The following is a 14,132-nucleotide window of genomic DNA, read 5'->3' as shown; positions in this document are numbered from 1 at the left end:
TCAGGCGGTAATCGTAAAACAGGCGCCGGGGTTGTTTACCACGTCGAGGCGGGCGTTGATCTGGTCGAGCATGGCCCGGATCAGCTTCATGCCCAACCCCGAGCCCTGGGCGCTGCTGGTTCTCGGCTCCGCCCAGTCGTCCGGCAGGCCCCTGCCGTCGTCGCAGACCTTCAGCTGCACACCGCCTTCGCCATCCGTCGCCGAGACGGTCACCTCCACGCGACCGCCCCCGGTCGGCGTCGAGGCGTATTTGAACGCGTTGGTCACGAGTTCTGTGGCGATGAGCGAGAGGGCGACTGCCTTGCGATAGGGCACCATCATGCCCCGTTCGACGGTGAGATCGACGGAATGCCCGTCCCCCGCGAGGCCCGCGAGATCCTTGCACAGGCTCTCGATGGTCACACCGAGATCGACCTCGTCCACCCGGTCGGCCTGATAGAGGCTGTCGTGGACACGGGCCACACTCATCACCCGGGCCGAGGTTTCGGCGAAGGCTTGCCGCGCCGCCGCGTCGGCGATCTGCCGCCGCTGCATCTGGAGGAAGGCCGAGACGATCTGAAGGGAATTCTTCACCCGGTGGTCGATCTCGCGGGTGAGAAGGTCTTTCTGCGAGAGGAGGCGCTCCTTCTCGGCGAGAAGCCCGGTCAGCTCGTCGATCTTCCGGCGCTGGCGCAGGACGACGCCTTCGACCGCCTCCGCCAGCGAGCTGGCGAGGTTGGCCTGCCATTCGGCCCAAGGGTTGGCGTGACCGGTGCGCTCCTCGACCCAGCGCTCGAAGGAGCGCCGGGGGAGCACCGCCACCGAGCCGCTCCCCGCGAGCACCGGCTTGCGCGGGTCGCCGCCCCAGGTCACCGTGCTCGGCATCTCCGGGCGGAACCACACGAGAAGGGTTTCGCGCCCCTCGTCCACGAAGGCCGCGAGCACGCCGCTGGCCACCTCGCGATAGGCGGCAGCCTCCGGATAGACCGTGGTGAAGGTGCTGCTCGCGAAGCGCGTCTCGCCCGTGGGAAGGGTATCCCGCAGCCAGCCCGCGAGGGCGACCACCGCCTCGGGCGGAGGCGTCCGGCCGATCAGGGTCGCCCGGTCACCGGAGACGATGCCGGCGCCCGTGGCGTCGAACAGGTTCAGAAGGGTCGTGACGCCGCCGGTGAGCGCGGCCACGAAGTCGTCGGACCGGGTCAGGCTCCGCACGAGCCGGCCCTCGACGTCGAGATGCGCCTGCCGTTCGGCCCAGAGGCGACGGGATTCGATCTCCTGCACCCGCATGGCGAAGGCGTCGGTCAGCACCGTCGCCGCTGCCCGGGTCTCCGGCGGCACGTAATGGGGCCGGCGGTGGTGGCCGATCATCAGGCCCCAGAGGCGACCATCGACCATGATCGAGATCGACATCGACCCGTTCACGCCGAGATTGCGCTGGTATTCCAGATGGATCGGCGCCAGGGACCGGTGCTGCGCGAAGGTGAGGTCGATCGGGGCGTTCGCCCCGCCCGGAGCACCCACCAGGGCGACGGGCACGGCGTCCCGGTCGATCACGAACCGGCTCTTCGCCTTGGTGTACAGGGCGCGGGCCTGGGCCGGGATATCCGACGCGGGGAAATGCAGGCCGAGGAGGCTGCGCGACCAGTCGGGGGACTTATCCTCGGCGATGGCTTCGCCGTTCCAATCCGAATCGAATCGGTAGACCAGCACCGCCTCGAAGCCGGTCAGGCCGCGGATCTCCAGAGCGGCGAGACGGGCCGCACCCGCCAGGGTCTCGGCCGCCCTCAGCCGCGCCACGGCGAGTTCCGTGTCGATCTGGCTGGCCAGCCGGAAGTCGTCGGCGATGTCGGGCTCCCGCTCGATCTCGACGATGAGCCGCCCGGCATGGACATGGGCCACGGCGAGGTAGTTCACCTCCGGCTGCCCGGCGAAGTTCAGGCGCCGACGGATCGAGCGCCCTTCGTCCAGGGTGCCGCTCCCCAGGCGTGCGCGGACGGTGTCCATGAACGGGACGGGAAGGACGTTGCTCAGCGGGCGCCCGAGAAGGGGCGGATCGGTGGGCTCCACGATCTCCGCGACGTTGGCTGAGAAGGCCGTGACGAGGAGCGTCGCCGCGTCGGCGGCGAGCAGCACGGCGTTCGGCTGGATGGAGCCCGGAATGTGGATGGGCTCGCGCTCGCACAGGCTCGGATCGACCGGTTCGGCCCGCACCCGGCGGCTGATGGCCGAGATGACCGCCTCACGCTTGGCGCCGATGCCCTGGACCTCCAGGGGATCGATGCGCAGCCACGTCACAGGGCTGCCATTGAACTGGCCATGCTGCATCCGCACCTGCGCGCGCAGGGGCTGGGGAAGGCGACCGAAGACGTATTCGAAGCGCTCGTCGAGGGCGCCCCTTCGGGCGCCGGACTGGAACCTGCCCCGGATGGCCGGAACGTTGGCGACCGGCATCACATCGCGGAAATAGTCGCGACCGAGCACCGCGTCCCGCGGAAGCTTCAGCAGGGAGCTGGCGCCTTCGCTGAATGCGACGATGGTCCCCGCCGCATCGAGAGCGATGACACCTGCATCCAGGCGGTCAAGCTCGTCGGGGGCGAGGGAGTTGAGGTCGTCGCCGCCCTCGCGGCTCTCCGTCAGGGGCTCGCTCGGCGGCATCAGGCACCAGACCGGATCATCAGGAACGGTATGCCGGGGACATCCAAGAAGTGCAATGCTTGCGTCGCAATGTCTAAGCCAAGATCCGAACTCGGAATTCAATCTCCGTGAACGTAGTCAATCTTTTGTATGATTTCTGACAGTGCCGTATAAAGCCCTTCTTCCACAGTAGGATGATAGACCGGGCGATCGACCAAAGCTTGTACCGTCAGGTTGTCGCACAGGGCGTTCGAGACAATCTGAGCGAGGTGCTCGACGCCTGGTCCGAGCATCTCGCCGCCGAGCAAGCGGCCATCGGGCGCAGCCCAGAGGCAGATGCCGCCTTGGTTCAATCTTTCGGTGCGGGCCCGGCCCTGATCGCCGAAATCCATTGTCCCGACGATCCGCCCGGTGGCGTCGGGATCGTACGGCTCGCCAATCGCGGCAGCCTGGGGATGCGTGAACACCATCGCCAGGGAGGGCCAGGGACCGGGCCGCTCCGGTTCCTGCCCTGCGGCGAGGGCGGCTGCGTTGCGACCCGCGATGCCGCCTTGGCGACTCGCCTCGTGCAGCACCGGGCGCCATGCATTCGCGTCGCCGGCGATCAGGATCGGCGCCCCCCGGCAGACGAGGCTGCGATGGTCGAAGTCGGGCATTCCCCGGTCGTCGAGGGCGAGGCCGGCGGCGTCGAGGCCGAGACCGCTCAGGTTCGGGGGCCGCCCGGCCGCCGCGAGGATACAGGCAGCCTCCGTGGAGGCGGCCCGACCGTCCGCGCCGGTCCACGCCAAGCGAACGCCTGCGGCGGTTCGCTCGGCCCCCTCGACCCGGGCCCCGAGGTGGAGGGTGAACGCGTCGGAGAAGATATCGACGGCCTTGCGGACCAGATCGGGTTCCGACAACCCAGCGATGGTATCCCCCGTGTCGAAGGCGGTGACCTTCACGCCGAGGCGGGCCATCGCCTGTGCCAGTTCGACGCCCACGGCACCGAGTCCGAGGACGGCCAGTGATTCGGGCAGGTCGGGGATCTCGAACAGGGTGTCGGTGGTGAGCAGACGGTCTCCGAGACCCCGGAGAGGGGGCGGAACCGCGGGGCTCGATCCCGTGGCGATCACCGCCGCGCCGAATCGCAGGTGAACCTCGCCGCCGATGGCCAGCGTGCGGGCATCGACGAAGCGGGCCTCCCCCGCCAGCCGGTCGGCGGCCGGGAAGTCATCCGCCGCGTCGAGCACGGCGCCGACGAATCGGTCGCGCTCCCGACGGAGACGGGCAAGAACCGCCGGACCGTCCACCGTGACGGATCCGATCCGGACCCCTAAGGGCTCCCCCTCCCGGGCCCGTTGGGCGACGTCGGCGGCGGCGATCAGCAGCTTCGACGGCATGCAGCCGACCCGGGCGCAGGTCGTGCCCCCCGGGCCGCGCTCGATGAGGACGCAGTCGGCGCCAGCCTTCTTCGCCGCCCGGTACGCGGCGAGGCCGGCGGACCCGGCGCCGATCACCGCCACATCGCACACCCGTTCCCGCATCCTGCCCCCCGGCTTCGATCCGCGGGGCCAACAGGACGTGGAATTCTTCGTTCCGGGTTGCGCCGACGCGCCTCAGGCCCGGCTCGGGGCCGTGCCGCCGAGGTGGAAGACCCGGTGCGGGACCAGTTCGCCCCGCTCCACGTCGCCCACGGCGACGAGGATGCCGGCGCAGGTGGCGAAGGCCTTGCCGGAGACCGGCGCGTCGCGCCCCCGCAGGATCACCGGTTGACCGCGCATCAGGCGCAGGCCCATGTCGCGGGAGACGGCGATGCCCGGGATCGCGTCGAGGGCGGTCTCGACCGGACGCAGGTGGGCAAGGGCCGCCTCGGGTCCCTGGTCGGTGAGGGTGGCGACGGCGCAGGAATCCGCTTCCGCGAACGGGCCGACCCGGGTGCGGCGCAGGGCGGCGACGTGCCCGTAGCAGCCGAGCATCCGCCCGAGGTCCCGGGCCAGGGCCCGGACATAGGTGCCCTTGCCGCATTCCGCCTCGATGACCGTGAGGCCGTCCTCGTGGGAGACGACCTCCAGCCGATCGATCTGGACCGGACGGGCCACGAGTTCAACCATCTCGCCGTCGCGGGCGAGGTCGTAGGCGCGCTCGCCCTGGATCTTGATGGCGGAATAGCGCGGCGGCACCTGCTCGATCGCGCCGACGAAGGCCGGAAGGGCTGCCTCCACCGCCGCCCGGTCGGGCCGCGCGTCGCTGGTGGCGACGGGGCGCCCCTCGGCGTCGTCGGTATCGGTCTCGACACCCCAGGAGACGGTGAAGCGATAGGCCTTGCGGCCGTCCATCACGAAGGGAACGGTCTTCGTCGCCTCACCGAGGGCGATCGGCAGGATGCCCGACGCGAGGGGATCGAGGGTCCCGGCATGCCCGGCCTTCTTGGCGTTGAAGGCCCGCTTCACCACCGCCACCGCATGGGTGGAGGTCATCCCGACGTGCTTGTCGAGGATGACCCAGCCGGACACGTCCTTGCGCTTCGGGCGGTCGGGCCGGGGGCCGCGCTGCTGATGACGGCGACCGTCCTGGCTGGGGGCGTCCCCCGGCAGGCCGGCGGGCGGCTGCGCCGGCACGTGATCGTCGGTGGAAACCGTCATGTCCTCTTAGCCCTAGAGCGTGAAAATACAGGTTTCAAAAGGACATGTCCTTTTGCGGGCGCAGGGCGGAGCCCTGCATGAGGATCCGTCGGGGCTTCAACCCGACACCCCACCGAAGGGCCCGGCCCTTCGGCATCCCCGATTCAATGGTCCGCGTCGTGATCCGTTTCGTCGAGATCCCTGCGGACGCGGTCGTCGCGGAGCAGGCGGTCGATGCGCGCCGCCTCGTCGAAGGTCTCGTCCCGGCGGAAGCGCAGCTCAGGGGCGTATTTCAGGTTCACCCGCCGGGCCACCTCCTGTCGCAGCACCTTCCGGTGGCGCTCCAGCGCAGCGATCACGGGTGCCTCGTCCTGGCCGCCCAGGGGCATCACGTAGGCCGTGGCGAGCTTGAGGTCCGGCGACATGCGCACCTCCGGCACCGTCACGACGTGCGAGCCGAGCACCGGATCTTGGATGTCGCCCCGCTGCAGAACCTCGGCCAGCGCGTGGCGGATCAGTTCCGCGACGCGCTGCTGGCGCTGGGAGGGGCCTGTCGATGTGGGTTTCTGGGCCATGTCCGTGAGCTGGGATCCCCACCGTCACCGGCTGACCCCGCCTCCAAGAAAAAGAAAAGACGGCCGCGGCGTATGCCGCGGCCGCCCTGCCCGGACGTGTCGTCCGGACCGTCAGAGCGTGCGGCGGATCTCCTCGACCCGGTAACACTCGATTTCGTCGCCTGCGCGCATGTTCTCGAAGTTTTCGAAGGCCATGCCGCATTCCTGGCCGCTCGTGACCTCCTTCGCGTCGTCCTTGAGACGCTTGAGGGTCTTGAGCTTGCCCTCGTGGATCACGACGCTGTCGCGCACAAGGCGGACATGGGCGCCACGCTCCACGATGCCGTCCGTGACGCGGCAACCGGCGACCTTGCCGACCTTCGACACCTCGAAGACCTGAAGGATGGTGGCCTCGCCCAGGCGCTCCTCGCGGAGCGTCGGCGGGAGCATCCCCGACAGCGTGGCTTTGATGTCGTCCACGAGGTCGTAGATGATGTTGTAGTAGCGGATATCGACCCCCGCCCGCTCGGCGGCCTCGCGGGCCTCCTTGTGGGCGCGGACGTTGAAGCCGATGACCACCGCCTTGGACGCCTGGGCCAGGGTGATGTCCGACTCGGTGATGCCGCCGACGCCCGAGAGCAGGATGCGGGCCGCGACCTCGTCGTTGCCGAGCTTCTCCAGGGCGCCCACGATGGCTTCCACCGAGCCCTGCACGTCGCCCTTGATGAGGACGGGCAGTTCCTTGCGGGTCGAGCCCTCCTTGGCCTCGCGCATCATGTCGACGAGCGAGCGGTTGGCGCCGCCGGTCCGGGCCGCGGCACGCTCCCGCTTGATGCGGGCGCGGTACTCGGTGACCTCGCGGGCACGGGCCTCGGTCGGCACCACGATCACGCGGTCGCCGGCATCGGGGGTGCCGTTGAAGCCGAGCACCTCCACCGGGACCGACGGGCCGGCGTACTGCACGTTCTCGCCGAGGTCGTCGATGAGGGCGCGGACCTTGCCCCACTCGGCGCCGGCCACGACGATGTCGCCGGTGAAGAGCGTGCCGCGCTGCACGAGAACGGTGGCCACCGGGCCGCGACCGCGGTCCAGCTGCGCCTCGATCACGGTGCCCTCGCCATCGCGCTTCTCGTTGGCGCGGAGGTTCATGATCTCGGCCTGGAGCTGCAGACCCTCGAGCAGGTCGGGCAGTCCGTCGCCGGTCTTAGCCGAAACCTCGAACTCCAGGGTCTCGCCGCCCATCGACTCGACCTGGATGTCGTGCTGCAGCAGCTCGGTGCGGACCCGCTGGGGGTTCGCATCCGGCTTGTCGATCTTGTTGATCGCGATGATCATCGGGACGTTCGCCGCCTTCGCGTGCTGAATCGCCTCGATGGTCTGGGGCATGACGCCATCATCGGCCGCCACCACGATCACGACGATGTCCGTCACCTTGGCACCACGGGCGCGCATGGAGGTGAAGGCCGCGTGGCCGGGGGTGTCGATGAAGGTGATGAGGTCGCCCGACGGCGACGCCACCTGATAGGCGCCGATATGCTGCGTGATGCCGCCGGCCTCGTCGTCGGCGACGTTGGCCTTGCGGATCGCGTCGAGCAGCGAGGTCTTGCCGTGATCGACGTGGCCCATGATCGTGACGACCGGCGGACGGGGATCGAGATCCTCCTCCAGATCCGGCTCGTCCGAGGACAGGCCCTCTTCGACGTCCGACTCGGCGACGCGGCGGACCGTGTGGCCCATCTCCTCGGCGATGAGCTGGGCGGAGTCCGAGTCGATCACATCGGTGATCTTGTGGATCTGGCCCTGCTTCATCAGCATGCGGATCACATCCACCGCCCGCTCCGACATGCGGTTGGCGAGTTCCTGGATGGTGATCGTCTCTGGAATGATCACTTCGCGGGACAGCTTCTCTTTTTGCTCGACCTGTCCGCGACCGCTCATCCGCTGCTGGCGGCGGCGGAACGAGGCGACGGAGCGCGTCCGCTCGTCTTCACCCGCGGTGGCGTTGGCGATGGTCAGACGGCCGCGGTTGCGGTCGCCGCCGGGGCTCTTGGGAGTCTTGGGCGGCGTGATGATCTTGAGCGGCATGCCGGGACGGCGGATGACCCGCTTCGTCTCCGACTCGTCGTCCATCGCTTGGGCGCCACGGCCGGCGGCCGGGCGGGCCGCAGCGCCGGCCCCGGCCGGACGGGCAGCGGTCGAAGGCGTCGCCGCCTTCTCCGGCTCCGGCGCGGGAGCCGGGCGAGCCATGAAGTTCAGGTCGCGGGGCTTGCGGTTGTCGGCCGTCAGGATCTTGCGCGGCTCGTTCGAAGCCGGGCGGGGAGCCGGGGCGGCGGGACGCGGCGCATCGGCCCCGCGGGCCGCCGGAGCGGCGGGACGGGCTGACGCCGGACGGGCCGGTGCCGCCGGCTGACGGACCGGAGCGGCGGGCTGACGCGGCGCGGCCACGGGAGCCTGCACGGGGGCCGGCGCCTGGGTCGCAGCCTGAGCAGCGACCGGCGCGGCGGGTGCCGGAGCGGGCGCAGGCGGCGCGGACACGGCGGGAGCCGCAGCAGCGGCCGGCGCGGGCTCAGCCGGAGCAGGGGCTGCGGCGGCAGCCTGAGCGGCGGCGGCGGCCTGAGCCTCGGCGGCGGCCTTGCGGGCAGCCTCCTCGGCAGCCTTGGCCTCGGCGGCGGCACGGGCGGCCTCCTCCTCGGCGCGGCGGCGGGCCTCCGCCTCCTCACGCTGGCGACGGGCCTCGGCCTCGGCGGCGGCGCGCTGGGCGGCGGCGTCCTCTTCCGCCTTGCGGCGGGCATCGGCCTCGCGACGCTGGGCGTCGGCGAGGGCGGCGGCACGGGCCGCGCTCTCCTGCTCGCTCAAGGTCCGCAGGACCACGCCACCCGCGGCCGGACGTTGCGGCGTCCGCGGGGGCGCCGCGGGGGCCGCACCGGCAGGCCGGGCGTTGGGCGCGGGGCGGGCCGCCGGAGCGGCCTCGCGGGCCGGCGGGGCTGCGGGGGCACCGACGCGACGCTTCACCGTCTCAACCATGACCTGCTTCGTGCGGCCATGGGAGAAGCTCTGACGCACCACACCCTGTTCGATCGGGCGCTTCAAGGATAGCGGCTTACGGGGGCCCCGCTCCGCAGTCTTGTCGCCCGGGTTGTTCGTATCACTCATCCAGTCAGGACCCTGGGGGTTTCCATTCGTACCGTGGACTGCGCCCCGGTGGCGCCGGCTGCGCAGTCAATCTCGTGTCGTCTCGTGGGGCTCGTACGATCCCGCCGTCTCAGGCGGTCTCGGGCTCCTCGGTCGCCGTGGCGGCGCCCTCGAACAAGCGTAGCCGACGCCAACGCGACAGGCAGCCGGCAGCTCCGGCTCCTGCGACGAGCGCAGCGTGTATCACATGATCCCGACCCAAGGCCATGTCCAATTCGTCTTCGGACAAGTCATCGACGATCGGGATACCCGATATGGCCTGTCCATACCGCCGCATCAAGGCCGCGGTGATCTTCCTTCGCCCGTCCGGGCTCCCCTCGCGGGCTTGAATCACCGCCGCCACCCCTGGTTCCGAACCGATGGCCGCTTCGACCTTGCCGAACCCGGCGACAACGCAGCCGGCCTTGTTGGCCAGGGCGATGGCCTGCCGGAGATCGGTCCGCAGGCCCTCAGCGATTCGGTCGGGAAGGTCAGTGCCCGCCGGGGACGGCGCCTTGAAGGCCCGGGAGAACAGATTCTTGCGCAGGGCCGTCGCCACGGCCTCGCGCCGGGCACTCACCCAGGCGCCGCGACCGGGGAGCCGGGCCCGGAGGTCCGGCACGACGGCACCATCCGGCCCGCGGACGAACCGGATCATTGCCTCCGGCGGCTGGGCCACCCGCGTGACGATGCAGGTGCGCGTCCGTGCCCGCCGGCCGGGACCGGCATGGTCGGGGCCGGCATCGAGGGCGTCGTCCCCGATCCCAGGCTCCGGGGAGCTTTCCGCTACTTCGGTCATGACGAGGCGCCCGCTCCCTGCAGTGCCGCCGTCGCCGACGGGGCGAAACGCCCGAAGGCCGGTCGTCCCCGGACGCCGCGCATCCTCCGGCGGCCCCGCCGCGTCCGTGAGGACGGCGAGGCCGTGAGGGTATGGATCGGCGCCCGGCTCACCCGTGTCAGGCTTGCTGCTCGGCGTGCTCGCCCTCGGCGGACTCCGCCGCCTCGGCTTCGCCTTCGCCCTCTTCACCCTCGGCAGTCTCCTCAGGCTCCGCCGGAGCCTCGATCCAGCCGGCATGGACGCGGGCGGTCATGATGAGCGCCTCCGCCTCGGCCCGGGACAGGTCGAACCCATCGAGGAAGCCAGCATGGCGCACCGCCTCGGGCCCGCGGCCCTCGACGTAGCCCACGAGATCGTCGGTGGCACAGCCGGCCAGATCCTCGATCGACTTCACGTCGTTCTCGCCCAGCGCCACCATCATCGGGGTGGTGATGCCTTCGAGTTCGCGCAGGTCGTCCGAGACGCCGAGTTCGCGGCGGCGGTCGTCGTGCTCCTGCTCGATCCGGGCGAGGTGATCCTGGGCGCGGGCCTGGATCTCGGCGCCGGTCTCCTCGTCGAGTCCCTGGATGTTCGACAGTTCCCCGGTCTCGACGAAGGCGATCTCCTCCACGGAGCGAAAGCCTTCCGCGGCGAGGAGCTGGCCGACGGTCTCGTCCACGTCGAGGGCTTCCATGAAGATCTGGGTGCGCTCGGCGAACTCCTTCTGGCGCCGCTCGGATTCCTCGGCCTCGGTGAGGATGTCGATGTCCCAGCCGGTGAGCTGCGAGGCGAGACGCACGTTCTGGCCCCGTCGGCCGATGGCCAGCGACAGCTGATCGTCCGGCACCACCACCTCGATCCGGTCGGCTTCCTCGTCGAGCACCACCTTCACCACCTCGGCGGGCTGAAGGGCGTTGACGATGAACGTCGCCTGATCCTCCGACCAGGGGATGATGTCGATCTTCTCGCCCTGGAGCTCGGCCACCACCGCCTGGACGCGGGAGCCGCGCATGCCGACGCAGGCGCCCACGGGGTCGATGGAACCGTCGCGGGAGATCACCGCGATCTTGGCGCGGGAGCCCGGATCGCGGGCCACCGCCTTCACCTCGACGATGCCGTCGTAGATTTCCGGCACTTCCTGGCCGAACAGCTTGGCCATGAATTGCGGGTGCGAGCGCGACAGGAAGATCTGCGGCCCGCGCACTTCCGAGCGCACGTCGAACAGGTACGAGCGGATCCGGTCGCCGGGGCGGAAGGTCTCGCGCGGGATCATCTCGTCGCGGCGGACGATGCCTTCGCCGCGGCCGAGATCCACGATGACGTTCCCGTACTCGACCCGCTTCACGACGCCGTTCAGGATCTCGCCGATGCGGTCCTTGTACTCGTCGAACATCCGGGCGCGCTCGGCGTCGCGGACCTTCTGGACGATGACCTGCTTGGCCGACTGGGCGGCCACCCGGCCGAAATCGAAGGGCGGCAGGGTGTCGGAGATCACGTCGCCGACCAGCGCGCCGGGGTTGAAGCGGCGGGCCTGATCGAGGGTGATCTCCCGGGCGTCGTTCTCCACCTGCTCCACCACCAGCAGGTGGCGGGAGAGGCGCAGCGCGCCGCTCTTGGAGTCGATCTCGGCGTGGACATCCGTCTCCGCGCCGTAGCGGGAGCGGGCGGCCTTTGCGATGGCCTCCTCCATCGCCTCGATGACGATGGCCCGGTCGATCACCTTCTCGCGAGCGACCGCGTCGGCGATCTGGAGGAGTTCGAGCCTGTTGGCGCTGACGACGGCCATGGGTTCAGGTCCTTCTTCTCATGTCATCATGCCCGGCCTCCGAGGGGGTACCCCCGGGCGCGGGCCGGATTCGGAATCGGTCTCAGAGCGGCTCTTCTTGGCCCTTGAGCCGCGCGGCCTTGGTGAGCACCGGCTGCTTCGGCCCGCTGCGGGCCGGCTTCCCGGCGGCGGGCTTGCGGGTTCCCGGCTTGTCGGTGGCCGGCTTCTTACCGGCGGACTTCGCCGTCGGTGAGGCGGTGCTGCGGGGCGCCTCCGCCTCCTCCGCCTCGTCGAGGTCATCGTCCTCGGCCGGACCGCCCCGGCGCAACGATTCGCGCACCAGTTCGTCGGTGAGCACGAGATGCGCCTCGGCGAGGTCCCGCAGGGGCAGGTCGATGCGGCTCGGCAGGCCCTCCTTCACGTCGGGCAGGTCGATCGGCACCGTCTTCCCTTCGGCATCGGGCGTGCCGAGGATGCCCCGGAAGCGTTTCCGGCCCTGGAGGGGAACGGCCAGCTCGACCTTCGCCTCGTAGCCGGCCCACCGGCCGAAATCGGAGACCCGCACCAGGGGTCGGTCGATCCCCGGCGACGACATTTCAAGGTGGTAGGCGCCACCCACCGGGTCATCGAGATCGAGGATCGGCGACAGGACGCGGCTCGCCGCCTCGCAATCGTCGATGGTGCAGGTCCCGTCCGGCCGCTCCAGCATGATCTGCACGGTGCATCCGTTCTGGGCCGAGACCTTCACCCGCACCAGCCGATAGCCGAGGCCCTGAAGCGGGCCCTCGACCACCCGTGCCACCTGGGCGCCGACACCGGTCTCGCCGGTGAGGCGCGGTTCCGAGAGATCGGAGGAGGATTCGGCCATGGAGTTACGCGCAAGAGCCCGCATCGGGAGGCGAGGTTGCGGCCAAAAAAAAGAGCGGGCCCGGGGGCCCACTCCGAACCGCAGCCTCGCGACTGCCATCAGAAATGTTGCGTGTTACTTACGGTCAATCGCCCGCCGCCGCAAGGGCTGGCGCCCCGCCCACGGGCCGCGGGCAGGGATCACCCCTCGCCCCGCTCGCAGATCAGGTAGATGCTGGCGGTCATGTCGGGAAACTGGTTACCGAGGTGGTAACAGCCCTCGACATAGGCATCCGACAGGATGCCGGCCTTCAGCGCCGCGTCGAACTGGTAGTTCGCCAGCGCCTTGAAGATCAGCCCGCCGCGCTGGAGGGTGGAGAGACCGGCCTCGCGGGTGGTCCGCTCTAGGGTGTCGAAGGAGAAGGTGTTCCGGTGCCCGTTGGCCGCCTCGGAGGGCGTGACCGCGCTGTTGTGGCTGATGAGGCCCATCTTCACGGCGATCTGCCGGGAGGGGGCGTTGGCGTTGGGAACGAGGACGAAGAGCCGCCCCTGCGGCGACAGCCAGCTGCGGATCCGGCGCAGGACCAGGACCGGGTCGTCCAGATGCTCCAGGGTATTGATCAGGAAGATCGCGTCGAAGGTCTCGTCGAGATCCACCGCCTCGAAGGTCGAGCAGAAGAAGCGGGGCCCGGGGCGGATCTTCGCCCTGGCGGCCTCGACGAGGCTCGGCGCCGCCTCGACCACGGTGAGGTCGTCGTAGAGCCCGGCCAGCCACTCGGTCGACTCGCCCATGTAGCAGCCGAGTTCGAGTGCGCGGCCCTTGGGCAGGAACGGCGCGAAGGCCCGCATCATGTAGCGGCGGGTGATCGCGTCGAAATCGTAGTTATAGAGGCGGTCGCCGACCTGCGCGGCCTCCCGGTCGTAGTCGCGGGCCGTGCTCATCCCTGGTTCGCCTTGTAGAGCCGGCCCGAGGCCGGGCGGTAGAACTCGTCGTAGGCCAGGGGCACCATCGCGTCGTAGCCGAGGAGTTGGCGCATCCGCGGCGAGACCTTCTCGCCGTATTCCACTCCGAGGAAGCGCGGGTAGTCCATCTGCTGCTTCACGAAGGCCCGGCTGAAGCTGAGGGTGAGCGCCGTACGCGTCCGGTCGGTGTGGTTGGTGCCGGCGGCGTGCCACAGGTTCGAGTCGAACAGCACGATGCTGCCCGCCGGTCCGGTGAGGCGGTCCGCATCCGCCCAGAACACCTCGTCCGGGGGCGGAGACGGCGAGCGGTGAGAGCCGGTGAGGACGTGGGTCGCGCCGTTCTCCAGGGTGAACGGATCGACCATCACCAGCATGTTCAGCATGAAGTGGAAGTCGCCCCCGAAGGTGCGCACGTCGCGGTGGATGCGCTGAATGTAGCTCTTCGCCGCCGGGGCGATGCCGGCCGGATTGAAGGCGTGGAGGATGTAGGGCGCGCCGTCGAAGTAACGGCTGACCATGTCGTCCAGCCATCCCTTTTCCAGGAACTCGTCGAGGGCCCGGTACTGGCCGACCGAATGATGCGCCGTGCCGTCCGGCGCCGTGGTCGCGCCGCTCTCGACCTGCCGGCGACCGCAATCCTCGACGGTGGCGAGCACGGCCTCGCGGATCGGGCCGAGGTCCGACTCGGGCAGGACACCTTCGAACAGGACCCAGCCCTTACGCTGCATCTGTTCATCGAAGCCGGCGACATCGTGTAGGGCGCAACTGGCCATCGATTCCTCCCGAAATCGGCGGCAGTGCTG

At 70.0% G+C, this 14,132-nt stretch carries 10 protein-coding genes; all 10 read right to left on the bottom strand.

Annotation, left to right across the window (positions count from 1 at the left end; all coding sequences use genetic code 11):
* The 10 genes from MFF22_RS07705 to MFF22_RS07660 all read right to left on the bottom strand — a co-directional run bounded on the left by MFF22_RS07705 (position 1) and on the right by MFF22_RS07660 (position 14,102).
* The gene (locus MFF22_RS07705) at positions 1-2,634 is read right to left on the bottom strand and encodes a histidine kinase dimerization/phosphoacceptor domain -containing protein (RefSeq protein ID WP_238248376.1); all 2,634 of its coding nucleotides are present in this window, start codon (positions 2,632-2,634) and stop codon (positions 1-3) included.
* Positions 2,635-2,732: 98 nt separating this feature from the next.
* Positions 2,733-4,136, bottom strand: a complete 1,404-nt coding sequence (locus MFF22_RS07700; protein ID WP_238248375.1) for a dihydrolipoyl dehydrogenase — start codon at positions 4,134-4,136, stop codon at positions 2,733-2,735.
* A gap of 72 nt (positions 4,137-4,208) precedes the next feature.
* Positions 4,209-5,234 carry a tRNA pseudouridine(55) synthase TruB gene (truB, locus tag MFF22_RS07695; protein ID WP_238248374.1) on the bottom strand — a complete coding sequence of 342 codons (1,026 nt, stop codon included), beginning with the start codon at positions 5,232-5,234 and terminating at the stop codon, positions 4,209-4,211.
* 143 nt (positions 5,235-5,377) lie between these two features.
* Positions 5,378-5,788: a 30S ribosome-binding factor RbfA gene (gene rbfA, locus MFF22_RS07690; RefSeq protein WP_238248373.1), complete on the bottom strand. Its 411-nt coding sequence runs from the start codon at positions 5,786-5,788 to the stop codon at positions 5,378-5,380.
* A 111-nt stretch (positions 5,789-5,899) separates the two neighbouring features.
* Complete coding sequence (gene infB, locus MFF22_RS07685) at positions 5,900-8,920, bottom strand: translation initiation factor IF-2 (RefSeq protein WP_238248372.1); 3,021 nt, start codon at positions 8,918-8,920, stop codon at positions 5,900-5,902.
* A gap of 109 nt (positions 8,921-9,029) precedes the next feature.
* Complete coding sequence (locus tag MFF22_RS07680; protein ID WP_238248371.1) at positions 9,030-9,737, bottom strand: RNA-binding protein; 708 nt, start codon at positions 9,735-9,737, stop codon at positions 9,030-9,032.
* 157 nt (positions 9,738-9,894) lie between these two features.
* Positions 9,895-11,541 (bottom strand): transcription termination factor NusA, encoded by a 1,647-nt coding sequence (nusA, locus tag MFF22_RS07675; RefSeq protein ID WP_238248370.1) that lies wholly within the window; start codon positions 11,539-11,541, stop codon positions 9,895-9,897.
* 82 nt (positions 11,542-11,623) lie between these two features.
* Positions 11,624-12,388, bottom strand: a complete 765-nt coding sequence (rimP, locus tag MFF22_RS07670; RefSeq protein WP_238248369.1) for a ribosome maturation factor RimP — start codon at positions 12,386-12,388, stop codon at positions 11,624-11,626.
* 179 nt (positions 12,389-12,567) lie between these two features.
* Positions 12,568-13,308, bottom strand: a complete 741-nt coding sequence (locus MFF22_RS07665; RefSeq protein ID WP_238248368.1) for a class I SAM-dependent methyltransferase — start codon at positions 13,306-13,308, stop codon at positions 12,568-12,570.
* On the bottom strand, positions 13,305-14,102 hold the full coding sequence (locus MFF22_RS07660; RefSeq protein ID WP_238248367.1) for a phytanoyl-CoA dioxygenase family protein: 798 nt from the start codon (positions 14,100-14,102) through the stop codon (positions 13,305-13,307). The genes MFF22_RS07665 and MFF22_RS07660 overlap by 4 nt, the downstream gene beginning before the upstream one ends.
* Positions 14,103-14,132: the final 30 nt, after the last annotated feature.

This window comes from Methylobacterium persicinum, assembly GCF_022179525.1.
GTDB classification, from domain to species: Bacteria; Pseudomonadota; Alphaproteobacteria; order Rhizobiales; family Beijerinckiaceae; genus Methylobacterium; species Methylobacterium persicinum.
The sequence above is the reverse complement of the archived record's forward strand: the minus strand, read 5'-3'. Positions and strand labels throughout refer to the sequence as shown.